We start from the raw sequence: 23,916 nt of genomic DNA, 5'->3' as shown, positions 1-23,916 counted from the left end.
TACGCCGATCAATGTGGGAGCGGCCTTGTGTCGCGAAAGGGCCGCAAAGCGGCCCCATCACACCGGTATCAGGCCAATTCCTCAGCCTGATGATCCTCACGCACAACCGCCTTCACCTCATCCAGCCGGCTGATGAACTTCCAGTCCGCCTCGTCGATGTAGATGCCATTCGGCCCGCTACCGCCTTCCAGGTCGATCGCCACACGCGCCGATACCTGAGGCTTCACACTCGCCAGGATCGGCACAAAGCCCAGCTGCAGGCTGGTTTCCAGCAGTGCTGCCTGGTTGCGTTCGTCGATGTCCGCCGCTTCGTCCAGGTAGTACGGCAGGCGAATGCGCCCGGCCAGGTCACGGTCCATCAGGTGCAGCAACAGGTACATGTTGGTCAGCGCCTTGATGGTCATGGTGGTGCCGTTGGACGCCGCGCCGTCAATGTCGGCGTGGATGATCGGCTGGCCGTTGACCTTGGTGATCTCGAACGCCAGCTCGAACAGGTCCTTCAGGCCCAGCTGGTTGTGGTTGGCTGCCACCAGCCGTGCCAGGTACTCCTTGGCTTCTTCGTTCTTGTTGTCCTGCTCGGCGCTTTGGGTCAGGTCGAACACCGACAGGGTTTCGCCTTCTTCGTACTGGCCGGCACTGTGGATGATCTGGTCGATGTGCTTGAGCGCTTCCTTGTTCGGCGCCAGCACCACGCGGAAGCTTTCCAGGTTGGACACCTGGCGCTTGTTGATCTCGCGGTTGAACAGGGCCAGTTGGTGCTCGAGGCTGTCGTAGTCGCTACGGATGTTGCGCAGGGTACGGGCAATGTCGGTGACTGCAGCGCGGCGTGCCTTGGCCAGGGTCAGGGCTTCGTCGGTGCGGTGCGCGTAGGCGTTCACCAGCAGTTGCAGGCGGCGTTCCATGTCGTCTTCGCTGTCGAACTTGGCCACGCCTTTCAGGCGCACCTGGGCGTACAGCGCTTCGATCTGGTTATCCACGCGCTGCAGGCCTTGCCAGCTGTCCTGGTAGTCATTGAGCAGCGGCAGCAGGTTGTCCATCGAGTCGTCGATGGCTTCCATGAACGGCGTGCCGTAGGGCAGGTCGGCCGGCAGCAGTTGACGACGGCGCAGGGCGTCTTCCAGGGTGCGTTGCTTGGACTCGAGGTCGCCGATCTGGCGGCCGACCAACTGCAGCTTGGCCGACAGCTGCTGGACGCGTTCGGTGAAGGCGTCGCTGGAACGCTTCAATTCGTCCTGGGCAGCTTCCAGCTGCGACAGTTGCTCCAGCTTCTCTGGCTCTTCGGCGCTGAGGGTTTCACTGCGGCGGAAGTCTTCCAGCGCCTTTTGCGCATCCAGCACTTCCTGGTACAGGGTTTCGGTTTGCGCCTTGGAGGCAGAGCGGTCGGCGGCTACGGCTTGCTGGGTCTTGAGCTGTTTCAGCTCTTTTTCCAGGCGCTCTTTCTGGTCGCGCAGGGCGGCACGGTCGGCCAGGGCCTGCAGTGCCGGCGGGTCGATGTTGGTCAGGTCGATGGCCAGGCCCGGGGCTTCGAAGCGCTCGCCCTTGAAGCCGTCGAGCACCGCTTCCAGCGATTTTACCCACAGGTCGCTGTCGTCCAGCTCGATGCCACGGTCGCCCAGCGGCAGGCTGAACAGCGCGCCGTTGAACAGGCGCATCAGGCGGTCGACGTCGGCTTGCGAGAACTCTTCGCGCAGGCGGGCGTAGCTGTTGTTGTCGGCGTGGTCGAGCTGCTGCTTGACCTGCTTCAGGCGTTTTTCCAGGTCGCGTACGCGCTCGTCGAGGTCTTCGGCGCTGAACTGCCGCGACTGGGCCAGGGCGCCGGCCAGTTCGTCGTGGGCGTCCTTGGCTGCCAGCAACTGCTGCTCCAGCACCTTGACGTCATCAACCAGGGCAAAGCGGTGCTTGAGCACCGACAGCTCGCCCAGCCAGCGCTGGATGCCGGTGATTTCACGCTCCAGGCGCATCAGCTCCTGGGTGCCGCCGCGCTGGTCGTTCTGCAGGCGGTCCTGCTCGCCACGGTAGTGCTCGGACTGGATGACCAGCTCTTCCTTGCGCGCCATGGCGTATTCCTGCCAGGTGCCCAGCAGGGTGTCGAGTACGGGCGAAATGCGGTGCAGTTTGCCGCGCAGGATGTCGCGCTGGGCCACACCTCCGGCCAAGGCCTCGACCAGCGGGCCGGCGGCGACCAGGGCGTTGTAGTCCTGCTCCATGCGGCGCACGTCGCGGAACGCTTCTTCGCACGCGGCGATGTAGTCGACGCTGCCCGAACGCAGGCTGTGCTCGAACGCGTCGAGGAACAGCTGCTTGAGCTTGGCGGCGGTGATTTCGCGCATGTGCAGCAGGTTGATGAACAGTGCGCGGAAGGTTTTCAGGCTTTGCTCGCTGGTGGAGCGCAGCGGGATCATGGTCAGGTCCAGCGGCACCGAGGTGTGGCCGCCAACCAGCAGGCGGCGCAGTTCGTCCGGCTTCAGCTCGTAAGCCTTGATGCCTAAGCGTTCAAGGTTGGTGAACAGCTCTTTCTGGCGCAGGCAGGTGTCGTTCTTCTGGTAGTGGGCCAGGTCCAGTTCGCCCTTGTAGGCAAAGAACTGGTGGCCGAAACCGCCACCTGGGCCGCGGCCGACCACGCCGATCACGTGCGGGCCGTGCGGCAGGCTCAGTTCGCAGAGAATGTACGAAGTGTCGCTGGCGAAGTAGAAGCGGCGCGACTGCTCAAGGCTGTACTTGCCGAAGCTCATGTCCGACATGCGCGCCAGGATCGGGAACTGCAGGGCGTTGATCGACGCCGATTTACCCAGGTTGTTGGCGCCGTACACCGACAGCGGGTGCTCCAGCGGGAACAGGCCAAGGCTGTAGCCGGCGGTGTTGAGCAATGCAAAGCGGCGGATGCCGTAGCGTTCCTGGCTCATGCGTCAATCTCCTGTTGCTCTTCGCGGATGGCCCGGGCCAGGGCTTCTTCTTCGCTTTCCTCGCCGTCGAACGGGCTGAGGTCCAGCGGGTCGTCGGTGCGGTTGAGTTCTTCGGGGCTTTCTTCCTCGACCAGTACCGGGGTGGGCAGCGGCAGGTCGCTGTGCAGGGTGGCGGCCAGGTCGCGGTCCTGCTGCACCGACAGGCACACATCGAGGAAGCGGTGCATCGGCGGCAAGAAGCGGTAGATGCCGCCTTCCTCAAAGGCGAAACCAAGCTGGGTCATGCGGCGCAGGATTTTTTCTTCCAGCTCGTCCACGGTCTGCACTTCGGCCTGCAGGAACAGGTCGCGGTACTTGTCCAGCAGCGAGGGCAGCTCGTCACGGCCAATACTGCCGCCATCGAGCACGGCCATCGGGTCGCGGCCCTGGTCGGCCAGATGCTCGACCAGAATGAAGGTGAACAGCGACAGGCGCTGCGCGGTCTTGTTCACCTGTGCGGCGGTCATGTCCGGCACGAAGTAGTAGAAACCACGGGTATCGCACACCAGCTCGAAGCCCAGGGCCTTGAACAGGGTGCGGTACTGGTCCTGGAAGTTCGACAGCTGGGCGTACAGCTCCGGGTCGCGGCGGCTGACGTGGAAGCCTTTGAACAGCTCGCGGAAGATCGGTGCGAGCTGGGACAGTTCGGAAAGATCAAGATGCATGGGCTGGGCTCGCGTTGGGTTCGGTAGGCGCGCTGGTGGCGTCTTCGCGGCTGGAGGTCAGGGCGAACGAGCGCAGGCTGACCAAGTGTTCCTGGGTGGTGTATTCGCGGCGGTCGAGGCGTTCGCGCTTGAAGCGCTTTTCCCGCGACAGGCGCGAGAACCAGTACAGCAGCTCGTCGGTGGCGCCTTCGGGTTCCTGCTCCAGCAGCCAGACCATCAGGTCGGGCAGCGGCAGGGCCTGTTCGCAGCGTTCGGCCATCTCTTTGACCGTGCGCGGTGCACGGGGCAGGGCACCGGACTGGGTCTTGTGGGCCTTGGGGAAGCGCGCCGGCTTGGGCTCGAAGCGGGCCAGGGCGTACACATAGGCCTCGACCTGGCTCGCGCTGCCCAGGAAGGTGCTTTGCGGGCGGGTGAACATCGGCATGGCCGCTTGCGGCACGGCATCGATGCCCTTGCGCCGGATCACCGACAGGGCCAGCGCAGCGCCACGGGTCACGGCGTTGTGCCGGCGGGCTTCTTCACGCAGCGGCAGCAGCAGTTCGCGGGCGTGGCGCAGGGTGAGCTGGGCGCTGGTCTGCATTTCCAGAATGCGCGCGTGGGTACGCAGCAGCATGTCGTCGTCGACCAGGTGGCCCAGGCGGGCCTGTTCGCCCAGCAGCTTCAGCAGCACGGTCTCGACCTTGCGCACGCCTTGTTCGAAGGCGCCGTCGGCGTTCACCAGCTGGATCATCGGTTCGACGTACTCGTCCCAGGTGGCCAGTACTTCGGCATAACGCTGGCGCAGCGGGATCTGGCGGTTGCTGGTCTTGGCCCGTTCGGCCACGGCCACCAGCGCCTGCTCGTCGTTATCGAGCTTTTTCAGCACATCGCGCACACGCATGTCGAGCAGGCGCAGCTGGCGCGCCAGGTCGTCGCTGTCGCGGTTGTCGAAGGCGTCCTGGATGTGGCCGGCCAGGCGTTCCAGGTGGCGCAGGTAGGCTTCGATCTCCAGGCACAGGCCCAGCCGGTGTTCGCGGCGCAGGTAGGCGAGGAAGTCATGGATCTGCGCGTTGAGCTCGAAACGGTTCGGGCTTTTGGCCACCGGGACCAGGATATCCAGGCGGATCCATACGTCGAGCAGCTGGGTGATGTCCTGCGGGGTGCTCTCGACCTGCTGGCGGGCCACATGCTGGCGCAGCTCGACCAGGCTCAGGGTGCCCTGGTCGAAACGCTCGCACAGCGGCTCGATCAGGGCCCAGTGTTCGGCTAGGGCGCGCAGGACGCGCTTGGGTTCGATCATTGGCTTCGACTCGTTGCCAAGAAAAAGGGGGCGATTGTACTGCATCCGGGGGGGAGGTTTTCACCCCTTGGTCTGTAATGAAGGATAACCATGAGCATGTAGGGGATTCGCTGGGCGCTTTGCGGGTGAAGACACTAAAAATCCGCCGACCAGTTGCGGCACTCGATTGCCAACGGCGTTAGAATGCCCAATTGTTTTCGCCCCCTGGATACCCGCCCCTTGCTGACCGAACCCCGTCGCCGCGCCTACCTTTCCGCCATGCAAGTGGTGCACTGGCTGCCGCGCGCCGAACTGGCGTTCGCCGCACCGTCGCGGCCCGAACTGCTGCTGCCGGTGGCACCGGTCGAGGACATCGATTTCGAGGTCAGGCCGGCACCGGCTGCAAACAATGCGCCCGCCGCCCCTCAGGCTCGCTCCGGCGAGCGGCCAAAAATCGAAATCCCGCGCCCGGGCAGTGCGCCCAAACCGGCTGCCAAGCCTGTCGAGGCCGAGGAACAGCCCGCACCGCCGCGACCGGCCCCCGTGCCGCCCCCGCGTTTCTCGCTGCAACTGCTGCGCGCCGGCAGTTGCCTGCTGCTGGTCGAACTGGCCACCGGCCAGCCGTTCCAGAGCCGCGACCCGTCCTACCTGCTGCTCAAGGACATGCTGCGCGCCGCCGGCCTGCCTGACGCCCCGCAGATCATCGGCGAACCGGTGCGCTGGCCCTTGCTGGTGCGAGGCAACATGGACCAGGGGCCGGAAGCTGCGCGCGATTTTGTCCGGGGCTTTGTTCAGGCGCGCCTCGAAGATGCCCCGAGCACCTGCCTGTGGCTGATCGGCCTGCCGGCGCTGCGCTTTGCCGCCAATGCCGACGCCGACGCCTATTACCAAGCCCTGACGCTCGACGGCCTGGGCGATGCCTGGGCACTGCCGGGCCTTGAACTGTTGATGGACGAGCCGCAGCGCAAGGCGGACGTCTGGAAAGCCATGCGCCAGCTGATGGCGCGCTGGAAGAGCGTTGAATGAGTGAATCGATCAGTTTCCGCCCGATGACCGAGGCGGATCTGGATGCCGTACTTAAGATCGAATATGCCGCGTTCAGTCATCCCTGGACCCGCGGGATTTTTCTGGATGCGCTCAAATCGTACGAAATCTGGCTGATGTTCGACGGCCAGCAGCAGGTAGGCCATGGCGTGATCAACGTGATCATCGACGAGGCGCACCTGCTCAACATCACCGTCAAACCTGAAAACCAGGGCCGTGGCCTGGGCCTGCGCCTGCTGGAGCACCTGATGGCCCGGGCCTACCAGCTCAATGGTCGCGAGTGCTTCCTGGAGGTGCGTGCCAGCAACCAGTCGGCCTATCGTTTGTATGAGCGCTACGGCTTCAACGAAATCGGCCGCCGCCGCGACTATTATCCGGTTGCCGGGGGGCGCGAAGACGCGCTGGTGATGGCGTGCACCCTGCTTGAGGACTGACCTTGCAGGTGAGGAGTAATAGGGTGGCTTTCGCGGTCACCAGTACAGTGGCTTGCATGCCGGTCTCTTCTGAGTGGGCACCCGGTCGGGAAACTGATTGGAAGCAAGCTCGTCCTCGGTTACTACTCGGCGCATCCAGTGGGAGTTGTTTTGCAGCGACCCCGGCAGCGTCCGCTTCATGCCCTCGCGATGCGGCAAGATCACACCCAGTCGCAGGTCCGAGAAATCTTCCTTGATAGCTTTCAGGGCGGGTGTCAGGTCGGTATCGGCAGAAACCAGAACCAGTTGCTGGATTCGCTCACCCGTGGGAAGCCCAGCTTGTCGGGCTGCGAGCCGATACATGCTGATGGCGATGTGAACATCCGTCTCCTTTTCTTCCAGTTTCGAGATGGCTACCTGGTCGAGCCTGGAGGGTGGCGTGTCTTTGCTCACGAAGCGAGGTGCGTTGCGTGGCTCAAGTTGATGTCTTCCGTAATGCACGGTTACACCTTGCGCAATCAAGGCCCGAAGGTAGGTGTCCTGAGCCTCTTTGGAAAGGTTTCCGCGGCTGGCAAGCGACGGTTTCACACCCGAGGTGAAAAAGCTGATGGCGCTCAGTTCGCTTTCGGGTTGTTCGATGCGAATGATGTGCTTCAGTAAGGCAGGTAGATCCAACCACTTGTATTTAGTGCCTGCCACCAGGCCATAGAACACGTTGTAGCCGTCTACAAAGCAGGCAGTACGCAAGGGTATCTTTCCTTGAAAACGAAAAAACCGGCACTAGGCCGGTTTTTTCACCCCAACAGCCGACGAATCAAATCATCGCGTACGAGGCTGAGTAGTGAGTGGGATTATGCCACCGTGGCTGAGTGAGTCAACGAGTAGCAGGGGCCGGCGAACAGTTGCAGGGCAATGATGGCTGACAATGGGCGATCGATACCGAGGAATAGTATTTCCTGGCGTTGCGCGTGAAATAACGCGAAATATTCGAGTCGATCACGTTGGAAAGGAGAGCCGATATGAACGGTACCAAGAGGGGATTGCTGACACTATGTTTGGCATTGGGCGGCGTGTCCCACGCCGACGAACGCGACCTGTGGATGTTCGCCCAATGGGCTGGCGACCATCAAACCCGGCCTTTTCGTGAAATGCTGGTGGATGCCCGTCTTTATGGCGTAGTACCTATCCACCAGTTGCTGCGCTCGGCCTCGGACTGGAAGCTGTGCCAGGCGTCTCCCTTTGCCGTGCCGCCTGCCAGCAACTGGTCGGCTGTACGTTCGACCCTCTCGCTGATCAAGACGCTTGATGATCAAGGCATCCTGCGCCAGTTCGAAGTGGTCTCCGCCTACCGTAACCCACGCCTGAATACCTGCGCGGGCGGTGCTGCCAACAGTGCCCATACCCGTGCCTTCGCCGTTGATATCCTGTTGCCGGCCTGGGCCGATCCCAACCCGCTGTGCCGCTTCTGGCAGCAGTATGGCCAGGCCTGGAACATGGGCCTGGGGCGCTACCCGTCCGGGCGTATCCATGTGGACACCGCCGGCTATCGCACCTGGGGCGGCGATGGCAGCGCTGGCTCGTCGTTCTGCATCAAGCCCAAGTGAGCCAGGCAGCGCTGGCATTCGCTGGTGACCCATTCGGCAAAACGCTGGCGCTTGCCGCCGTCTTCGACCGGTTGTGGGCTGAGCAGGTAGTAGGCCGAACCATCGCGGACAAAACCAAAGGGCGCCTGCAACTGCCCGCTGTCGAGTTCGTCGCGCACCATCAGGGCTGAGGCCATGGCCACGCCCAAGCCGGCGCTGGCGGCCTGGATCGACAGGTAGAAGTGCTCGTAGTCGCTGCGTTCGTTATGCCGCGCCTGCTGGCCGCTAAGGCGTAACCAGGTGGGCCAGGCGCCGGGGCGGGTGGTGCTGTGCAGCAGGCGCTGGCCGTTCAGCTGGTTGGGGGCAGTGGGGTGACACACCGGGCCGATCCATTCGTCGCAGATTTTCTGGTTGTACAACTGGTTATCCCAGTGAAAGTCGTCGCGGCGGATTGCCAGGTCGACACCGCTACGGGCGAAGTCCAGCGGCCCGCCTGCGGCTACCAGGTGCAACTGCAGGTCGGGGTGGTCGGCATGGAAGCGCGGCAGGCGCGGGATCAGCCAGCGCATGGCGATGGTCGGCTCGCAGGACAGCACCAGCACATTGTCGCGGGCCTGTTGCTGCAAGCGCTGCACGGCACCTTCGAGCTGTTCGAAGATCGCCTGGGTAGTGCCTTGCAGGGCGCGGCCGGCTGGGGTGAGGAAAATGGCCCGGTTACGGCGTTCGAACAGGTCCACGCCGAGGTGTTCTTCAAGCAGGCGTACCTGGCGGCTGACGGCGCCGTGGGTGACGTGCAGGTGCTCGGCGGCGCGCACGAAGCTTTCGGTCCGGGCGGCGATGTCGAAGTAGCGGAAGGCGTTCAACGGCGGCAATTTCATGGTTTGTATGTTTTCAGGCCCGGCCTCTTCGCGGGCACGCCCGCTCCAACAGGTACAACACAGCTCCAGATGCCTGTGAAAATCCTGTGGGAGCGGGCGTGCCCGCGAAAAGGCCAGTACTGGCAAAACACCTCTGTGAGAAAAACTATCAGATATGTCTCACTATAAATCGATTTTTCCCCACCCTATAAGCGCTCGATAATCATCCAGTCTGTGCATTTCCATCGCCTATCGAGAGCCACCCGCATGACCGAACTCATCGCCGTCGCCCTGTTCACCCTGCTCGCCGTCATCAGCCCTGGCGCCGATTTCGCCATGGTCACCCGCAGCAGTTATGCACAGGGCCGAAGGGCCGGGCTGGCCGCTGCCGTGGGCATTGCGCTGGGCGTGCAGGTGCACGTGCTGTACACGGTGTTGGGCATTGCAGTGCTCATCAGCCAGAGCCCGGCTTTGTTCTTCACCATGAAAGTGCTGGGTGCGGGCTACCTGATCTATCTGGGCTACCAGTCATTGACCAATACCCGGCGCATCAGCCTGGATGGTTTAGGGCAAACCGCTGGTGGCGTATTGCAAGCCCTGCGAACGGGCTTTCTGACCAATGCCCTCAACCCCAAGACCATGTTGTTTGTCATCAGTGCGTTCACTCAGGTAGTCCAGCCCGGTAGCCCATTGGTGCTGGACTTCGCCTACGGGGCGTTCATGTCCTTTGCCCACTGGCTGTGGTTCAGCCTGGTGGCGGTGTTCTTCTCCAGCACGGCATTGCGCAAGGCGATGATCGAGCGGCAAGTGCTGGTGGACCGAGTGATCGGGCTGGCGTTGATCGGGCTTGGTTTGGCAGTGGCGGTGACGGGTATGCGTTGAGGCGGCGATTGCAAGTTGGGGTGATGGCCACTTAGAATAGAATCATTCCCATTTGCGAAGCTTCGCGATGAAATCAACCCCTCCCGCCGCCGTAGACACCCTGGATGCCTTGTACAAGGGCTATCACGGCTGGTTGCTGGTGTGGTTGCGCCAGCGCCTGAACTGCCCGCAGCATGCCGCAGACATGGCCCAGGACACGTTCGTTCGTTTGCTCAGTGCTGGCAGTTACGTCGCCCCACGCGAGCCTCGGGCCTTGCTGGCGACGGTGGCGCGGCGCCTGCTGATCGACCGTGGCCGTCGGCACAAGCTGGAGCAAGCCTATCGCGAAGCGTTGGCGCTGCATGTGGAACAGATGGAGCAAGCGCCATCTCCCGAGCAGATTCACACGGCAATACAAGCCCTGGAGCAGATCGACCGTGCCCTGTCGCGCATGCAGCCGCGTGTACGCCAGGCGTTTGTGCTGCGCCATCTCGAAGGCCTGAGCCACAGCGAAATCGCCGAGCATTTGCAGGTGTCCACCAAGAGTGTGCAAGGCTACCTGGTGCAAGCGCTGCTGGCCTGTCACGCCGCCGCAGAGGCCTGCCTGTGAGCCCGGAAGTTCTTCATGAGGCCGCCGAGTGGTTCGTGCGCCTGGACGACCAGCCCAGCGGTCGCGACCGTGAGGCGTTTCGTGCCTGGCTGGAGCAGGACAGCGAGCACCTCGAAGCCTTCCAGCGTATGCAGGAAACCTTGGCCCCCTTGCAGGTGCTCAAGCATGCACCAGCCCGCAGTGCGCTGCGGGCGTTCAAGCAGCAACGGCGTTCGGCCAACGCCATGAAGGCGCTCGCGCTGGCTGTGGTGCTGGCCTTGCCGTTGGTGCTGTTCGTGCAGCAGGGGCCGGCCTACCTGCTGGCCGATATTCGCACTGGCAGCGGTGAATGGGCCACGCGGCAGTTGCCTGATGGCAGCCTGCTTCGGCTGGACGGCGGATCTGCCGTCGACCTGGACTTCGATGACCGGACGCGGACGGTTCGCCTGCTGCGCGGGGAAATCCTGGTGGATGTGGCCAAGGACGCCGGGCGTCCGTTCAAGGTGGTCACCGAACATGGCAGTGTGCGGGCGTTGGGCACGCGTTTTGTCGTGGAGCTGTTGGCCGAAGGCTCACGCCTGGCAATGATCGAATCCACTACCGAAGTCGACAGCCATGGCCAGCGCCGGGTGGTATCGGCAGGCCAGGAACTGCATTTCGACGCGACGGGGCCAGGTGAAGTACAGCCTGTCGACGGCAGGGGCGTGGAGCAGGCCTGGGCCCGGCATCAGCTGGTGGTACGCGAGCGGCCGCTGGTCGAGGTGCTCGAACAGCTGAGCCGTAACCATTCGGGCTACCTGCTGTTCGATCGCAAGGCCCTGGCGAACATTCGCGTGACCGCTGTCTTGCCGGCCGACGACAGTGAGCGGGCATTGCGCCTGTTGGCACGTAGTCTGCCGCTGGGCATCGATCACTACACGCCCTGGATCACGCGGGTGCGCTACCTGCCTGAATCCGAGCTCAGATAAAAAACATTCCTGTCTGCTTCCAGTTCTCGATTTCCGTGCGTCCTTGTCGTAAGCCAACATAACGGAGTATCGGGAACATGCTTTCGAACTTGCGCGCGCGCATCCCTTTCACGCCTCGCAATGCGCTGGCCCTGGGGCTTCACCTGGGGCTGGGCAGCCTGCCGCTGCTGCTGGCGCCTGTGGCCGCAGCCCAGCAGCAGGTGCAGCGCTATGACATCCCGGCAGGGCAGTTGGGGGATGTGCTCAGCAGCTTCGCTCGCCAGGCCGGCGTGGCCATTTCGTTCGACGCCAGCCAGGTGGCAGGGCGGCGCAGCACCGGTTTGCAGGGCAGTTACGGCGTGAATGAAGGGTTTGCCGTGCTGCTGGGCGGGCAGGGCCTGCAGGCGCAAGGGAGTGCCGATGGCTTTGTACTGGTCAGCGTGCCGGGCAATGACGGGGCGCTGGAGTTGGGCGTCACCACCGTCAATAGTCAGTTGCCGGGTAGCACCACCGAGGGCACGGGTTCGTACACCACGGGTATCACGAACGCCGCCACCAAGCTCAACCTCAGCCTGCGCGAGACGCCGCAGTCGGTCAGCGTGATGACCCGCCAGCGGATGGAAGACCAGAACCTGCGCAGCATCGGGCAAGTGCTTGAGCAAACGCCAGGGGTCAACGTGCAGAGCCCTGGCAGTGACCGCCTGTATGTGTTCTCTCGTGGGTTGGCGATCGACAGCTACCAATATGACGGCATGCCCACCACCACGTTCGCCTTCAGCCAGGCGCTGCCCCAGGCGCTGTCGGACATGGCCATCTACGACCGGGTCGAAGTGGTGCGGGGCGCTACCGGGTTGTTGACCGGGGCGGGCGACCCGTCCGGCACGGTAAACCTGGTGCGCAAGAAGCCAACGGACCACTTCAAGGGCTACATCAGTGGCGGGCTCGGTTCCTGGGACCTGTTCCGCACCGAAGTGGATGTGTCCGGCCCGCTGACCGACAACGGCGCGGTGCGCGGCCGTGCCGTGGCGGCGTACCAGCAGGCCAACAGCTTCACCGACCACCTGCAGCAGCAGAAGACCATCGTATATGGCGTCAGCGAGATGGACCTGACGCCGGATACCCTGTTTACCCTGGGCGTGGAGTACCTGGACAGCGACCCGCGTGGCTTCTCCACCACCGGCTTGCCGGTTGTGGCCACCGATGGCTCTGGGCGTGGCTTCCAGTACCGCATGCCACGCTCGTACAACGGTGCCAGCCGCGATAGCAGCAACCATCAGGAGTCGGTGAACACCTTTACCTCGCTTGAGCAGCGCTTGGGCGAAGGCTGGTCGCTCAAGCTCGCCGCCAACTATCTGTACGGCACGCGCGATTACGACTCGGTCATCGTCGGCACCACCACGGGCGTGGTCAACCCGACCACGGGCGACGGTTTGCGTTACACCGCCACCAAGGGTGACAACACGCAGAAGCAACGCGGCATCGATGTGATGCTCAGTGGCCCGTTCCAGTTGCTGGGGCGTGAACACGAGCTGGTGATGGGCTTCAATTACCAAAGCTATGAGAACCGCCGCAACGGCTTTGGCAACCTGCTGGCGAACGGCAGCAGCAACAATGGCGTCAGCGGTGTGCCGGTGAACATCTGGACCTGGGACAACCAAGGCCCGACACCGTCCTACAACTTCAACCGTGAAGACGATGATATCGACCAGCGCCAAACCGGGGCCTATCTGGCGACGCGCCTGAAACCGACGGATGATCTGTCGGTGATCCTGGGTGCGCGGGTCAGCAATTACCAGTACGACGCCCTGTTCCATTACCACGTTGCCAGCCTGCAGCCCTACGACACCGATGATTCGGTCAAGGCCACGGGGGAGGTGACGCCCTATGCAGGCGTGGTTTACGACCTGAACGATGTGCACTCGGTCTACGCCAGCTACACCAGTATCTTCAAGCCGCAGCCCTACCGTAACCAGGCAGGAAAGCTGCTGGAGCCGCGTGAAGGGGACAACTACGAACTTGGCCTGAAGAGCGAGTATTTCGGTGGCCGCCTGAACACCGCTTTTGCGTTGTATGAAGTCAAGCTGGACAACGATGCCGTGGCCGACGGGACCGTGGCCGGCAGTGATGGCCTGATCACCGCGTATCGCGCAGAAAAGACCACCACCCGCGGTATCGACATGGAGGTCAGCGGGGAGCTGGCGCCGGGCTGGAACCTGGCAGCCAGCTATACCCATTCCAGGGTGAAGGACAATGACGGCGAGCGGGTCAAGACCACCATCCCGATGGACATGTTCAAGCTGTGGAGCACTTACCAGCTGCCTGGTGAACTGGAGCGCCTGACCATTGGTGGTGGTGTGAACTGGCAGAGCGGCATGCACTTTACCGCCACGCCTTGGCAGGTCGGTAACCCGGTGAAGATCAAGCAGGGAGACTATGCCACCGTTGGCCTGATGGCTCGCTATCAACTCACGCCGCAGTGGTCGGCGACCGCCACAGTGAACAACTTGTTTGATGAAAAGTACTTCAGTTCATTCGATGACAACTTCAACAGCGCGTCGTATGGCGAGCCGCGTAATTTCATGGTGAGTTCGAAGTGGGAGTTCTGAATACTTAGCGGACCTCCGCCACACCCTGTGGGAGCGGGCGTGCCCGCGAAGAACGCAACGCGGTATATGGCACCGGCTTCGCCGGTGTTCGCGGCTAAAGCCGCTCCTACAGGGATAGCGCCAGCTTTGGACTTTGTAAAAGACAGTTGTTGGCGGGCGAGCCCTTTTTCGCAGGCAAAGAAAAAGGGCTTACCTTGCGGTAAGCCCTTCGTCTTGTTTGGTGGCTACACAGGGACTTGAACCCCGGACCCCAGCATTATGAATGCTATGCTCTAACCAACTGAGCTATGTAGCCGATGGCGCGCATTATTCTCTTGAACGGCCCCCCTGTCAACACTCATTTCAAAAAAAATTTGCACGCTTTCAAAAACTTAGCGGCCGGGCGTGGTTTCAGCGCACCACAAGCCAGTGCCCGAGCACGCCCTGAAGCTGCAGATGCTGGGCCGCAGCCAGGGATTGCAGGCTTCCCTGTGGCTGGTCGAGGTTGAAATCACCGCTTACGCGCCGATGGGCCATTTGTTCATCCATCATCCACAGGCGTTGCCCCTGGTACCCGGCAAGGCGCTCCAGCACCTGCCCCAAAGGCATGTCGGTGGCTTTCAGGCGGCCGTTGCGCCAGCTGTCGGCGGTTTTCAGGTCGGCTTTCTGCACCGGGTCGATACGCATGTCATCAAAGGTAACCCGCTCACCCGCCGAGACCATGCGTTGATCCCCCCCTTGGGTGACCATGGCCTTGCCACTGATTACCACGAGTTCATCATGATCTGCATGGCGGGCGACCTGCAGGCGAGTGCCGAACACCTGGATGCGTGCGCTGCCCACTTCCACTTCCATCGCCCGTCCATCGAGCACAACCTCCAGGTACACCTGGCCCTGCACCAGGTGCAGTTGACGCGTACGGCCGCGCAGGTCGACGTTCATGGCGCTGGCGCTGTCCATGTTAAGCGTGGTGCCATCTGCCAGGCGCGTGCTGCGGCGTTCGCCCACGTCGGTGTGCAACTCGCTGGCCAGGCGCTGCATCAGCGGCCAGTAGAGGTAAGCTGCGGCGCTTAATACAAGCAGGAACACAAGTGCCAGCCATTTGCCCAGGTGGCTGCGGCGCACAGTGACCTGCCGTGGGCGGGGGCGGGCGGGTGGTGGCTGCAACTGCTGCCAGAACGTTTCCAGCTCGGCATAGGCGCGAGCGTTATCGGGGGCCTGGCACCAGGCCGCAAATGCCTGGCGCTGGGCTTCGTCACAGCCGGGTTGGCGCAATAGCGAAAACCACTCCAGCGCTTCCTGCTGTGGGTCGGGCTGCAGTTGCATGGCGGGCATCGGGCTCATGGGTAGGTCTGCTCACGATAGGGGCCGTTTCGCCCAACGATGACAGGGGTATGGGTCAAGGATGCTAATTATATTGAGAACCATTTTCAAGTACGTCGCGACGGAGGGATAAAAAAGGTAGCTATGTATCTATTTGTTTCCTGATAATCGGATCCCAAACCTGAGGACGGAGATTTAGGCAAATGGCCATCAGTAGTGCCTCCACCGCGTCCACCAACGCAACGGCAAACCAAGCCACGCCGCTGGTGATGCGCATCATTGGTTTCTGCGCCCTGGCGCACCTGATCAACGACCTGATCCAGTCGGTGCTGCCGGCGATCTACCCGATGCTCAAGGCCAACTACGACCTGAGCTTTGCCCAGATCGGCCTGATCACGCTGACGTTCCAGATCACCGCTTCGTTGCTGCAACCCTGGGTCGGCTTTTTCACCGACCGCCGGCCGACACCGAACCTGTTGCCGATGGGCACCTTGTGCACGCTGGTGGGCATCGTGATGCTTGCTTTTGTGGGCAGCTTCCCGATGATCTTGCTGGCCTCGGCGCTGGTCGGTATCGGCTCATCGACGTTCCACCCGGAAACCTCGCGTATTGCACGCTTGGCCTCTGGCGGGCGCTTCGGCCTGGCCCAATCGACCTTCCAGGTGGGCGGCAACACCGGTTCGGCCCTGGGCCCGCTGCTGGCGGCGGCCATCGTCATTCCATTCGGCCAGACCCACGTCGCCTGGTTCGGCCTGGCCGCGCTGTTCTTCTTTGGCGTCACCTTGATGCTGCGTGGCTGGTACAAGGAGCACCTCAACCAGGCCAAGGCGCGCAAGGCGGTGCAAGCCACCCACGGCATCTCGCGCAACCGGGTGATTGCGGCGCTGATCGTGCTGGGCTTGCTGGTGTTCTCCAAGTACTTCTACATGGCCAGCTTCACCAGCTACTTCACCTTCTACCTGATCGAGAAGTTCGATGTGTCGGTGGCCAGCTCGCAACTGCACCTGTTCCTGTTCCTCGGCGCGGTGGCGGCCGGTACGTTCTTTGGCGGGCCGATCGGTGACCGCATCGGGCGCAAGGCGGTGATCTGGTTCTCGATTCTGGGTGTGACGCCGTTCACCTTGGCACTGCCGTATGCCGACCTGTTCTGGACCACGGTGTTGAGCGTGGTGATCGGCTTTATCCTGGCGTCGGCGTTTTCCGCGATTGTGGTCTATGCGCAGGAGCTGGTACCGGGCAGCGTGGGCATGATCGCCGGTATCTTCTTCGGGCTGATGTTCGGATTTGGCGGCATTGGTGCGGCGCTGCTGGGGTATGTGGCGGACCTGCGCGGCATTGAATATGTGTATGGGGTGTGCTCGTTCCTGCCGCTGTTCGGGTTGTTGGCGGTGTTCTTGCCGAGTACCGGTAAGCGCTAACATTGCCGGGGCTGCTTTGCAGCCCATCGCCGGCAAGCCAGCTCCCACCCCGGCTGCACAGACCTTGAGCCATGTGCAAAACCTGTGGGAGCTGGCTTGCCGGCGATGGGGCGCGCAGCGGCCCCGACGATTGACGACCTGACACCCTTGGCCTAGAGTGCCGCCTCTTTTTCCAACCACCTGCGTAGTAGTCAAAGCAATGCGCCGTACCCAGTCCCTGCCACACGCCCGTCAGCCTGCCTTCCAGGCCTTGCGTCGTGCGTGGCCGAGCGACACGGTGCTCAAGCGCCGCCGCAGCGTGCTGTTTGCCTTCACCTTCTCGCCACACCTCGCCTGAACTGATCTGCGCTTTTGCGTCGCTCGCTACCCTGGCGTGCGCGCCTGTGTCTGCACGTCTTTTCGGTTTGCAAGGAGTGGTACATGAACATGCGTTTGCTGGCGGGCCTGTTGTTCGCCGTGTCGGTCGTGGGTTTCAGTTTGGGGGCCAGCTTGCCGCTGGTGTCGTTGCGCCTGCATGAAGCGGGGGCGAGCACTCTGGAAATCGGCATCATCTCGGCCATCCCTGCTGCGGGCATGATGCTCTCGGCGTTTCTGGTCGATGCCTGCTGCCGTCACCTCACCCGGCGCACCATCTACTTGCTGTGTTTCAGCCTGTGCACGGTCAGCATTGCCTTGCTCGAGTCGGCATTCGGTTCGCTGTGGCTGCTGGCGCTGCTGCGCCTGGGCCTCGGGCTGGGCATGGGGATTGCCATCATCCTCGGCGAGTCGTGGGTCAACGAGCTGTGCCCGGAGCACAACCGCGGCAAGATCATGGCCCTGTATGCCACCAGCTTCACCGGCTTTCAGGTGCTCGGCCCGGCCATGCTGGCGGTGCTGGGTGCCGATAGCCCGTGGATCACCGGGGTGGTCACCGCTTGCTATGGCCTGGCGCTGCTGTGCATCGTGCTGACCGTGCCCAACGACCATGTCGAACATGAAGAGGGCGAAAAGAGCTTTGGCCTGGCCGGGTTCTTCCGTGTGGCGCCGGCGCTGTGCGTGGCCGTGCTGTTCTTCTCGTTCTTCGATGCCGTGGTGCTGTCGCTGTTGCCGGTGTATGCCACCAGCCATGGCTTTGCCGTGGGCGTCGCGGCGCTGATGGTGACTGTGGTGTTTGCTGGCGACATGCTGTTCCAGCTGCCGCTGGGCTGGCTGGCGGACCGGGTGGAGCGCACCGGGCTGCACCTGGTGTGCGGGCTGGTGGCGATGGCGATCGGCATCGGCCTGCCTTGGCTGTTGAACCTCACCTGGCTGCTGTGGCCGCTGTTGGTAGTACTGGGCGCGGTGGCAGGGGGTATCTACACCTTGGCGCTGGTGTTGATCGGGCAGCGCTTCAAAGGCCAAGACCTGGTCACTGCCAACGCCAGCGTAGGGTTGCTGTGGGGCGTGGGGAGCCTGATCGGGCCGCTGCTCAGTGGCGCGGCAATGAATGTGGCGCCACATGGCTTGCCCATGGCGCTGGCGCTGATGGCCGGGTTGTTCGTGTGTTTTGCCAGGCAGTCGTACCGGCGTGCGGGGCGCATACGCGCTGTAGCGCAATGATGACCTTTCAGGCTGCGCCAACGTTTACCCAGAAGCGCGTCCTGTAGTCGACCCGCACAGGCAGGCTGCGAGTGAGCAGTTGCAGGACCTGCTCGGTGTCAGCCAACTGAAAGGTGCCAGACACTTTCAAGCTTGCCACTTCAGGCGCGCAGCGCAACAGGCCTGGACGGTACCGGCCGAGTTCGGCGACAAACTCGGCCAATGGCATCTGCTGCACACTGAGAACACCGTCGGTCCAGCCCCACGGGTCGCTGTGCAGCGTCACTGCGTGGATGCTGCCATTTGCCCCGACCTGCAAGGTTTCGCCCTGCTCGATTTGCCGCGCAGACGCGGAAGAGGGGAACAGCGTAACTTCGCCACGACGCACCGACAGCAGCAGGCCCTGGCTGTTTTCGCGCAGCAACAGCTGGCTGCCAAGTGTGGTCAGCGGGCCGACACGGGTGTCGATACGGAACGGTCGGTTGTCATTCGGGTTGCTGTCCAGGCTGACCTCGCCGTGGATCAGTTCCAGCCGGCGTTGCGCTGCGCTGTAGCGCAAGTCGATGGCGCTGGCGGTGTTGAGCTGGATGCGGCTGCCGTCGCTGCCTTGCCATTGGCGCCGTTCACCTGTGGCGGTGCTGCTGTCGGCCAGCAGTTGTGGCAGGCCCAACGGTTCGCGTGCAGCCCAGCCCAGGCTGCCGCCCACGGCCAGGAGCCCCAGCAACTTAAGGTGGTTCCGGCGGCTGACGCGTTGGCGCTGGCCGCCGTCCAGGGTGCGCCGGCTCAGGTCCTTGGGCAACGCGGCCATCTCGTCACTGAGGTGGCTGACACGTTGCCAGGCCAGCGGGTTGTGCGGGTGGCTGGCCAGCCATTGCCGGAACTGTTGCTCGGTGCGTGCGCTGGGGCGGTCGAAGCGCAGTTTTACCAGCCAGTCGATCGCCTGGTCGACCTGTGCCTGCGCGGGTGTGCTGTCAGGTGTCGGCATAGCGCAACCGGTAGCAGACGCCCAGGGCCTTGGCCAGGTCGCGCTCGATGGTGGCGCGGGATACGTCCAGCTGCTGGGCGATCTGCACGATGCTCAAACCGTCCAGTTGGGCCAGCAGAAACGCCTGGCGTACACGCGGTTTCAACTGGTGCAGGGCACGGTCCAGGCGCTCTAGGGCATCGAGGATGACCAACCGGTCTTCCTCGCTGGGCACTTCAGCCTCGGGCAAGTGCGCAAGGCTTTCCTGGTAGGCCCGCTCCAGTGCGCGGCGGCGGAACTGGTCGATCATCAAGCCACGGGCGATGCTGCTGAGGTAGGCGCGCGGCTCTTTCAGCGGTGACACCTGGCGGGCGCGCAGCAAGCGTACGAAGGTATCCTGAGCCAGGTCGGCGGCATGCTCGCCGCAACCGACCCGGCTACGCAACCAGCCGCGCAGCCAGGCATGGTGGGACTGGTACAGCAGAGCGACCTCGGCCGGTTTGAGCGTGTCGTTGATCTGCATCGTAGCGAAGGCCCGGTCCCTTGATGTGTGCGATTGTGAATTGTTCTCAATTCTATGCGGGGATGATGGCGTGGAGCAATGGTATGCCAGGAATTAGCCGAGCAAGAACCGGCGTTTGCCCGATGAACGGCTGCGCTAAGCTGGACCTGCAATCGACTTGATGGAGGTGCCATGATTCTGGCCGACGTTTCGCCGCAGGCCTTGCGCGAGGCCACTAATTACCTTGCCGCGCTCGATCCGGACTGGTCGCGGCACGTCGCGGCGACCGGGCCGTGCCTGCACCAGGCCACACCGGGGCGCGAGCCTTATGAGGCACTGGTGCGGGCGATTGCCTACCAGCAGCTGCATGCCCGCGCCGCAGAGGCGATCCTTGGCCGGTTGCTGGCGCTGTTCCCGCAGGTTGCGTTCCCGGCACCGGAGCAACTGTTGGCTGTCAGCCCAGACACCCTGCGTGCCTGTGGGTTTTCGGCAAGCAAGATGGCCACGGTGCAGGGCATTGCCCAGGCCCGGCTGGAAGGCCTGGTGCCGACGCGGGAAGAGGCATTGGCCATGGCTGATGAAGCCCTGATCGAGCGCCTGGTGGCATTGCGTGGGGTAGGGCGGTGGACGGTGGAGATGCTGCTGATCTACAGCCTGGAGCGGTCGGACATTCTGCCAGTGGACGATTTTGGTGTGCGCGAGGGCTATCGACGGCTCAAGGGGCTGGAGAAGGCGCCAACGCCTGCGCAGATGCGCTCGCTGGGTGGCGGCTGGCGCCCATACCGTACCGTGGCGGCCTGGTACCTGTGGCGGGCCTGAGGCTTTTGCATTGCTTGTGCCGGCCCTTTCGCGGGTACAAGCAACAACATACTCGGAAATCAAAGATGAACGCCTACACCACCCCCGACCAACGCTGGCAAGCCGTCGAGTCCCGTGACTCCAACGCCACCGGCCACTTCGTCTACGCCGTGCGCACCACCGGCGTGTACTGCCACCCCGGCTGTAAATCGCGCATGGCCAAGCGCAGCAACGTCGAGTTCTACGATACCCCCGTTGCCGCCGAAGCGGCCGGTTACCGCGCCTGCAAACGTTGCATCAGCAAAGCCAGCACCAGCCGCCACAGCCAGTTGGTCACCCGCGCCTGTCGCCTGATCGAAACCTGCGACCCTGCCCCCAGCCTCGACCAGCTCAGCGCGCAGTTGGCTGTCAGCCCCTTCCACCTGCATCGCTTGTTCAAGGCTGAAACCGGCGTAACCCCCAAGGCCTACGCCACCGCCTTCCGCGCCCGGCGTGTGCGTGCGCACCTGGAAGACGGTGAACGTTCAGTCACTGACGCCATCTACGATGCGGGCTACAACTCCAACAGCCGCTTCTACGAAAGCGCCGGTCAGCGCCTGGGCATGCGCCCCCGGCAATTCCGTGCTGGCGGCACCGGGGCAACGATCCATTTCGCCATCGGTCAGTGTTCACTGGGCGCGATCCTGGTGGCCCAAAGCGAGAAGGGTATTTGCGCGATTCTGTTGGGCGACGATCCCGAGGCCCTGTTGCAAGACTTGCAGGACCAGTTCCCCAAAGCCCGTCTGATTGGCGGCGACAGCGCCTACGAACAGCTGGTTGCAGAAGTGGTGGGCTTCGTCGAAGCCCCGGCGCTGGGCCTGACCTTGCCGCTGGATGTACAGGGCACGGCGTTTCAGGAGCGGGTGTGGCAGGCCCTGCGCGAGGTGCCGGCCGGCAGCCGGGTCAGCTACACCGACATCGCCGAGCGCATCGGTGCGCCCAAAGCGGTGCGTGCAGTCGCCATGGCCTGCGCGGCCAACCACATTGCCGTGGCCATCCCGTGCCACCGGGTTGTGCGTCGGGACGGCGACATCAGCGGCTACCGCTGGGGCGTCGAGCGCAAACAGCAGCTACTCAAACGAGAGACGGCACTCTCCTGATGGCTTGAAGCCGCGTAGAATCCCCCGCCAAATCGAGTTGTAAAGAGGAATAGTCGATGAGGCGTGTCAGCCTTGCCCGTTATTGCGCAGGCCTTATGGTCCTGCTGTTGGCGCTTGCCAGCCCGGCGTGGTCGGCCCCGGCCACGCCATTGTCCAACCTGGCGGCAGCCGAAGCGCCAGCGCTGGATGAAAACGCCAGCATCGAGCAACTGAGCGACCGGTTGGATCAGGTCCGCCAGGGCGTCACCAGTGAGGCCAACGACGACCTGCTGTCGCAATTGCGCCTGGCCGCGATGCAGGTGCAGCGCCAGGCGGACGCCTTGAGTGCGCAGCGCACCACCGATGTGGAAAAGCTCGACGACAAGCTGAAGGTGATTGGCCCGGTCCAGCCGGACGAGGCCGCCACCCTGACCCAGCAGCGCAAAGCCCTGGAGGCCGAAAAAAAGGCGCTGGTGGCCCAGCAGGATCAGGCCACCAAGCTGACCCAGTCAGCACGCGACCTGTCCACGCAAATCGTCAACCTGCGCCGCAGTCAGTTCAACTCGCAGATCACCAGCCGTGCGGCCTCGCCACTGAGCCCGGCGTTCTGGCAGAGCATCATCCGCCCCACCCAGGACGACGTGGCGCGCCTGCGTGACCTGCGCGGCGAGGCAGCCGATGCCATCAGCAGTGCCTTCAGCGCCGAAAACCGCTGGCTGTTCATTACCAGCCTGGTGGCGGCGATTCTGGTCTGGACTCTGGTGCGGCGCGTGCTTGAGCGGTTGCTGGCCAGCGCCATGGTGGGCTGGTTGCCTGAGGGCCGTCTTCGCCGCAGTGCCTTGGCCCTGGGCGTCAGCCTGGCAACCCTGGGCACCATCGCCGGTTCTGTTTCGCTGCTGCGCTGGGGGCTGGAGAGCAGCGCCGAGCTGGGCAGCGATATCGCCAGCCTGACCAACCACATTCTCGCCCTGGTGGTGTTCAGTGCCTTCATCACCGGCCTGGGCCGCGCCATGCTGATGCTGCAGCGTCCGTCCTGGCGGCTGCCGCCGATCCACGACGAAGTGGCCAGCGCGCTGGGCTGGTTCCCCAAGGTGCTGGCATTGGCACTGATGGTCATGATGACCATGGAGCGCATGAACAGTGTGATCGGCGCCAGCCTGGCGCTGACGGTGGCCGTCAACGGGCTGACCGCGCTGGTGGTGGCGTTCATCTTTGCCGGCGCGTTGCTGCGTTACCGCCGCACCCTGCGCAAGCATGACCTGGAGCGCCCCACGGGCCTGGCCGGGCTGATCCCGTTCGTGATGGTCATCTGGTTGTCGTTGATTCTGCTGGCGCTGCTCGCCGGTTACCTGACGCTTGCCTACTTCCTCACCGCCAAGTTGCTGTGGGTCAGCCTGGTCGTCACCTGTGCCTACTTGCTGACCACGTTCTTTGGCGACCTGTGCGAAACCCTGTTGTCGCCACGTCAGCCCGGTGGCCTGGCACTGGCTTCTACCCTGGGCCTGGCGCCGCGCCATCAGGCACAGGCCAGCACCATCCTGGCCGGCATCGGCCGCACCATCGTGCTGTTCCTGGCGCTGTTGCTGGTATTGATGCCATCGGGCACCAGCCCCAGCGAACTGTTGCTGAGCCTGGGCGACTGGGACGGCACCGGCGGCAAGCTGCTCGGCAACCTGAACATCGTGCCGCAGGACATTCTGCTGGCCCTGGCGATTTTCTTCGGTGGCCTGTTCGCCATTCGCGTGGTCAAGCGCTGGCTGAGTGATCGCCTGCTGCCGGAAACCGACATGGACGCCGGCATGCGCGCCTCGCTGGTGACCCTGGTGGGTTACCTGGGCTTCCTGTTCCTGGCCATGCTGGTGATGTCGACCTTGCGCATCAACCTCACCAGCCTGACCTGGGTGGTCAGTGCCCTGTCGGTCGGTATCGGTTTCGGTTTGCAGCAAATCGTGCAGAACTTCATCTCCGGCCTGATCCTGCTGACCGAGCGCCCGGTAAAGGTGGGCGACTGGGTGAGCCTGGCAGGTGTCGAGGGTGATATCCGCCGCATCAACGTGCGCGCCACCGAGATCCAGATGTCGGACCGTTCGACGGTGATCGTGCCCAACTCGCAGTTCATTTCGCAGAACGTGCGCAACGTGACCATGGGCAATGCATTGGGGGTGGTCGGTATTACCCTGACGTTGCCACTGGAAACCGATGCCAACCGTGTGCGCGAGCTGCTGCTGGCGGCATACCACGAGCATGAGGCGATTCTGGATGCACCGGCTACGTCGGTGTCGTTCAAGGACTTGACCAGCAGCGGAATGGTGATTGGCGTGAGTGGTTATGTAGCCGGGCCGCGACAGGTATCGGGTACCCGCAGTGACCTGCTGTTCACCATTCTCGGGCGGTTGCGCGACGAAGGCATTCCGCTGTCATCGCCACAGAGCATGGTGCTGGTGCAAGAGGGCGCTCGCCCCGCTGACGAGTCGGTGTAAAGAGCGGGGGCG

21 protein-coding genes and 1 tRNA gene are annotated in these 23,916 nt (G+C 63.3%); 13 read left to right on the top strand and 9 right to left on the bottom strand.

Features of this window, described 5'->3' with window-relative positions; translation table 11 throughout:
* Positions 1 to 68 precede the first annotated feature (68 nt).
* Genes mksF through mksB form a run of 3 tightly spaced genes read right to left on the bottom strand, consistent with a single transcriptional unit; the run spans position 69 to position 4,886 of the window.
* Complete coding sequence (gene mksF, locus N436_RS05760) at positions 69 to 2,903, bottom strand: Mks condensin complex protein MksF (protein WP_105945586.1); 2,835 nt, start codon at positions 2,901 to 2,903, stop codon at positions 69 to 71.
* Positions 2,900 to 3,607 (bottom strand): Mks condensin complex protein MksE, encoded by a 708-nt coding sequence (gene mksE / locus N436_RS05755; RefSeq protein ID WP_104833488.1) that lies wholly within the window; start codon positions 3,605 to 3,607, stop codon positions 2,900 to 2,902. Before mksE ends, mksF begins: the two co-directional genes overlap by 4 nt.
* The gene (gene mksB / locus N436_RS05750; protein ID WP_016713342.1) at positions 3,597 to 4,886 is read right to left on the bottom strand and encodes an Mks condensin complex protein MksB; all 1,290 of its coding nucleotides are present in this window, start codon (positions 4,884 to 4,886) and stop codon (positions 3,597 to 3,599) included. Before mksB ends, mksE begins: the two co-directional genes overlap by 11 nt.
* Before the next feature lie 219 nt (positions 4,887 to 5,105).
* On the opposite strand from mksB, the gene N436_RS05745 reads away from it, so the two are divergent.
* Positions 5,106 to 5,891 carry an energy transducer TonB gene (locus N436_RS05745; RefSeq protein ID WP_110740593.1) on the top strand — a complete coding sequence of 262 codons (786 nt, stop codon included), beginning with the start codon at positions 5,106 to 5,108 and terminating at the stop codon, positions 5,889 to 5,891.
* Positions 5,888 to 6,343 (top strand): ribosomal protein S18-alanine N-acetyltransferase, encoded by a 456-nt coding sequence (rimI, locus tag N436_RS05740; RefSeq protein ID WP_060500236.1) that lies wholly within the window; start codon positions 5,888 to 5,890, stop codon positions 6,341 to 6,343. The genes N436_RS05745 and rimI overlap by 4 nt, the downstream gene beginning before the upstream one ends.
* Before the next feature lie 36 nt (positions 6,344 to 6,379).
* On the opposite strand, the gene N436_RS05735 is transcribed toward rimI, so the two are convergent.
* A complete protein-coding gene (locus tag N436_RS05735) occupies positions 6,380 to 7,069 on the bottom strand; it encodes an NYN domain-containing protein (RefSeq protein WP_110740592.1) in 690 nt (229 codons plus the stop codon).
* 272 nt (positions 7,070 to 7,341) lie between these two features.
* Between N436_RS05735 and N436_RS05730 the strand changes: the two genes are divergently transcribed.
* Positions 7,342 to 7,926: a D-Ala-D-Ala carboxypeptidase family metallohydrolase gene (locus tag N436_RS05730; RefSeq protein WP_177410247.1), complete on the top strand. Its 585-nt coding sequence runs from the start codon at positions 7,342 to 7,344 to the stop codon at positions 7,924 to 7,926.
* Here the strand turns inward: N436_RS05730 and N436_RS05725 are convergent.
* Positions 7,866 to 8,783 (bottom strand): LysR substrate-binding domain-containing protein, encoded by a 918-nt coding sequence (locus tag N436_RS05725; protein ID WP_105945590.1) that lies wholly within the window; start codon positions 8,781 to 8,783, stop codon positions 7,866 to 7,868. The two genes, N436_RS05730 and N436_RS05725, sit on opposite strands and share 61 nt — an antisense overlap.
* A 246-nt stretch (positions 8,784 to 9,029) precedes the next feature.
* On the opposite strand from N436_RS05725, the gene N436_RS05720 reads away from it, so the two are divergent.
* From N436_RS05720 to N436_RS05705, 4 genes are all read left to right on the top strand, one after another.
* On the top strand, positions 9,030 to 9,644 hold the full coding sequence (locus N436_RS05720) for a LysE family translocator (RefSeq protein WP_110740591.1): 615 nt from the start codon (positions 9,030 to 9,032) through the stop codon (positions 9,642 to 9,644).
* 67 nt (positions 9,645 to 9,711) lie between these two features.
* Positions 9,712 to 10,233: a sigma-70 family RNA polymerase sigma factor gene (locus tag N436_RS05715; protein WP_105945592.1), complete on the top strand. Its 522-nt coding sequence runs from the start codon at positions 9,712 to 9,714 to the stop codon at positions 10,231 to 10,233.
* Complete coding sequence (locus N436_RS05710) at positions 10,230 to 11,180, top strand: FecR domain-containing protein (protein ID WP_256589884.1); 951 nt, start codon at positions 10,230 to 10,232, stop codon at positions 11,178 to 11,180. Before N436_RS05715 ends, N436_RS05710 begins: the two co-directional genes overlap by 4 nt.
* A gap of 77 nt (positions 11,181 to 11,257) precedes the next feature.
* Entirely contained in the window at positions 11,258 to 13,765 is a 2,508-nt protein-coding gene (locus N436_RS05705) for a TonB-dependent receptor (RefSeq protein WP_110740590.1), read from the top strand.
* Positions 13,766 to 13,983: 218 nt separating this feature from the next.
* On the opposite strand, the gene N436_RS05695 is transcribed toward N436_RS05705, so the two are convergent.
* Both N436_RS05695 and N436_RS05690 read right to left on the bottom strand, forming a co-directional pair.
* A tRNA-Met gene (locus tag N436_RS05695) sits at positions 13,984 to 14,060 on the bottom strand.
* A gap of 95 nt (positions 14,061 to 14,155) precedes the next feature.
* Positions 14,156 to 15,079 (bottom strand): FecR domain-containing protein, encoded by a 924-nt coding sequence (locus N436_RS05690; protein ID WP_110740588.1) that lies wholly within the window; start codon positions 15,077 to 15,079, stop codon positions 14,156 to 14,158.
* 191 nt (positions 15,080 to 15,270) lie between these two features.
* Here N436_RS05690 and N436_RS05685 point away from each other — a divergent pair, with 191 nt between their 5' ends.
* The 3 genes from N436_RS05685 to N436_RS05680 all read left to right on the top strand — a co-directional run bounded on the left by N436_RS05685 (position 15,271) and on the right by N436_RS05680 (position 18,063).
* On the top strand, positions 15,271 to 16,485 hold the full coding sequence (locus N436_RS05685; protein WP_105945595.1) for an MFS transporter: 1,215 nt from the start codon (positions 15,271 to 15,273) through the stop codon (positions 16,483 to 16,485).
* Between the two features lie 199 nt (positions 16,486 to 16,684).
* A complete protein-coding gene (locus N436_RS28530) occupies positions 16,685 to 16,822 on the top strand; it encodes a hypothetical protein (protein WP_003247435.1) in 138 nt (45 codons plus the stop codon).
* Positions 16,823 to 16,905: 83 nt separating this feature from the next.
* Complete coding sequence (locus N436_RS05680; protein WP_060500224.1) at positions 16,906 to 18,063, top strand: MFS transporter; 1,158 nt, start codon at positions 16,906 to 16,908, stop codon at positions 18,061 to 18,063.
* 7 nt (positions 18,064 to 18,070) lie between these two features.
* Here the strand turns inward: N436_RS05680 and N436_RS05675 are convergent, their stop codons facing one another.
* Both N436_RS05675 and N436_RS05670 read right to left on the bottom strand, forming a co-directional pair.
* Positions 18,071 to 19,027 carry a FecR domain-containing protein gene (locus tag N436_RS05675; protein WP_110740587.1) on the bottom strand — a complete coding sequence of 319 codons (957 nt, stop codon included), beginning with the start codon at positions 19,025 to 19,027 and terminating at the stop codon, positions 18,071 to 18,073.
* Positions 19,014 to 19,529, bottom strand: coding sequence for a sigma-70 family RNA polymerase sigma factor (locus N436_RS05670; RefSeq protein ID WP_060709595.1), 516 nt, complete (start codon positions 19,527 to 19,529; stop codon positions 19,014 to 19,016). The genes N436_RS05675 and N436_RS05670 overlap by 14 nt, the downstream gene beginning before the upstream one ends.
* Positions 19,530 to 19,700: 171 nt before the next feature.
* Here N436_RS05670 and N436_RS05665 point away from each other — a divergent pair, with 171 nt between their 5' ends.
* From N436_RS05665 to N436_RS05655, 3 genes are all read left to right on the top strand, one after another.
* Entirely contained in the window at positions 19,701 to 20,327 is a 627-nt protein-coding gene (locus N436_RS05665; RefSeq protein WP_110740586.1) for a DNA-3-methyladenine glycosylase, read from the top strand.
* 65 nt (positions 20,328 to 20,392) lie between these two features.
* Positions 20,393 to 21,445, top strand: a complete 1,053-nt coding sequence (ada, locus tag N436_RS05660) for a bifunctional DNA-binding transcriptional regulator/O6-methylguanine-DNA methyltransferase Ada (RefSeq protein ID WP_110740585.1) — start codon at positions 20,393 to 20,395, stop codon at positions 21,443 to 21,445.
* A 56-nt stretch (positions 21,446 to 21,501) separates the two neighbouring features.
* Positions 21,502 to 23,904, top strand: coding sequence for a DUF3772 domain-containing protein (locus N436_RS05655; protein WP_105945599.1), 2,403 nt, complete (start codon positions 21,502 to 21,504; stop codon positions 23,902 to 23,904).
* Positions 23,905 to 23,916: the final 12 nt, after the last annotated feature.

Origin of the sequence: Pseudomonas sp. RV120224-01b, from assembly GCF_003208145.1 — a bacterium.
Taxonomy (GTDB): Bacteria; Pseudomonadota; Gammaproteobacteria; order Pseudomonadales; family Pseudomonadaceae; genus Aquipseudomonas; species Aquipseudomonas monteilii.
Note: the sequence above shows the minus strand (reverse complement) of the source record. Positions and strands in the feature narration are given on the sequence as shown.

Bases quoted from the DNA above. Each gene is read 5' to 3' on its own strand.
- N436_RS05690 (WP_110740588.1), bottom strand. From the start codon at position 15,079: ATGCCCGCCATGCAACTGCAGCCCGACCCACAGCAGGAAGCGCTGGAG.
- N436_RS05670 (WP_060709595.1), bottom strand. From the start codon at position 19,529: ATGCAGATCAACGACACGCTCAAACCGGCCGAGGTCGCTCTGCTGTAC.
- rimI (WP_060500236.1), top strand. From the start codon at position 5,888: ATGAGTGAATCGATCAGTTTCCGCCCGATGACCGAGGCGGATCTGGAT.
- N436_RS05715 (WP_105945592.1), top strand. From the start codon at position 9,712: ATGAAATCAACCCCTCCCGCCGCCGTAGACACCCTGGATGCCTTGTAC.
- N436_RS05675 (WP_110740587.1), bottom strand. From the start codon at position 19,027: ATGCCGACACCTGACAGCACACCCGCGCAGGCACAGGTCGACCAGGCG.
- ada (WP_110740585.1), top strand. From the start codon at position 20,393: ATGAACGCCTACACCACCCCCGACCAACGCTGGCAAGCCGTCGAGTCC.
- mksE (WP_104833488.1), bottom strand. From the start codon at position 3,607: ATGCATCTTGATCTTTCCGAACTGTCCCAGCTCGCACCGATCTTCCGC.
- N436_RS05730 (WP_177410247.1), top strand. From the start codon at position 7,342: ATGAACGGTACCAAGAGGGGATTGCTGACACTATGTTTGGCATTGGGC.
- N436_RS05665 (WP_110740586.1), top strand. From the start codon at position 19,701: ATGATTCTGGCCGACGTTTCGCCGCAGGCCTTGCGCGAGGCCACTAAT.
- N436_RS05685 (WP_105945595.1), top strand. From the start codon at position 15,271: ATGGCCATCAGTAGTGCCTCCACCGCGTCCACCAACGCAACGGCAAAC.
- N436_RS05680 (WP_060500224.1), top strand. From the start codon at position 16,906: ATGAACATGCGTTTGCTGGCGGGCCTGTTGTTCGCCGTGTCGGTCGTG.
- N436_RS05705 (WP_110740590.1), top strand. From the start codon at position 11,258: ATGCTTTCGAACTTGCGCGCGCGCATCCCTTTCACGCCTCGCAATGCG.
- N436_RS05720 (WP_110740591.1), top strand. From the start codon at position 9,030: ATGACCGAACTCATCGCCGTCGCCCTGTTCACCCTGCTCGCCGTCATC.
- mksF (WP_105945586.1), bottom strand. From the start codon at position 2,903: ATGAGCCAGGAACGCTACGGCATCCGCCGCTTTGCATTGCTCAACACC.
- mksB (WP_016713342.1), bottom strand. From the start codon at position 4,886: ATGATCGAACCCAAGCGCGTCCTGCGCGCCCTAGCCGAACACTGGGCC.
- N436_RS28530 (WP_003247435.1), top strand. From the start codon at position 16,685: ATGCGCCGTACCCAGTCCCTGCCACACGCCCGTCAGCCTGCCTTCCAG.
- N436_RS05655 (WP_105945599.1), top strand. From the start codon at position 21,502: ATGAGGCGTGTCAGCCTTGCCCGTTATTGCGCAGGCCTTATGGTCCTG.
- N436_RS05725 (WP_105945590.1), bottom strand. From the start codon at position 8,783: ATGAAATTGCCGCCGTTGAACGCCTTCCGCTACTTCGACATCGCCGCC.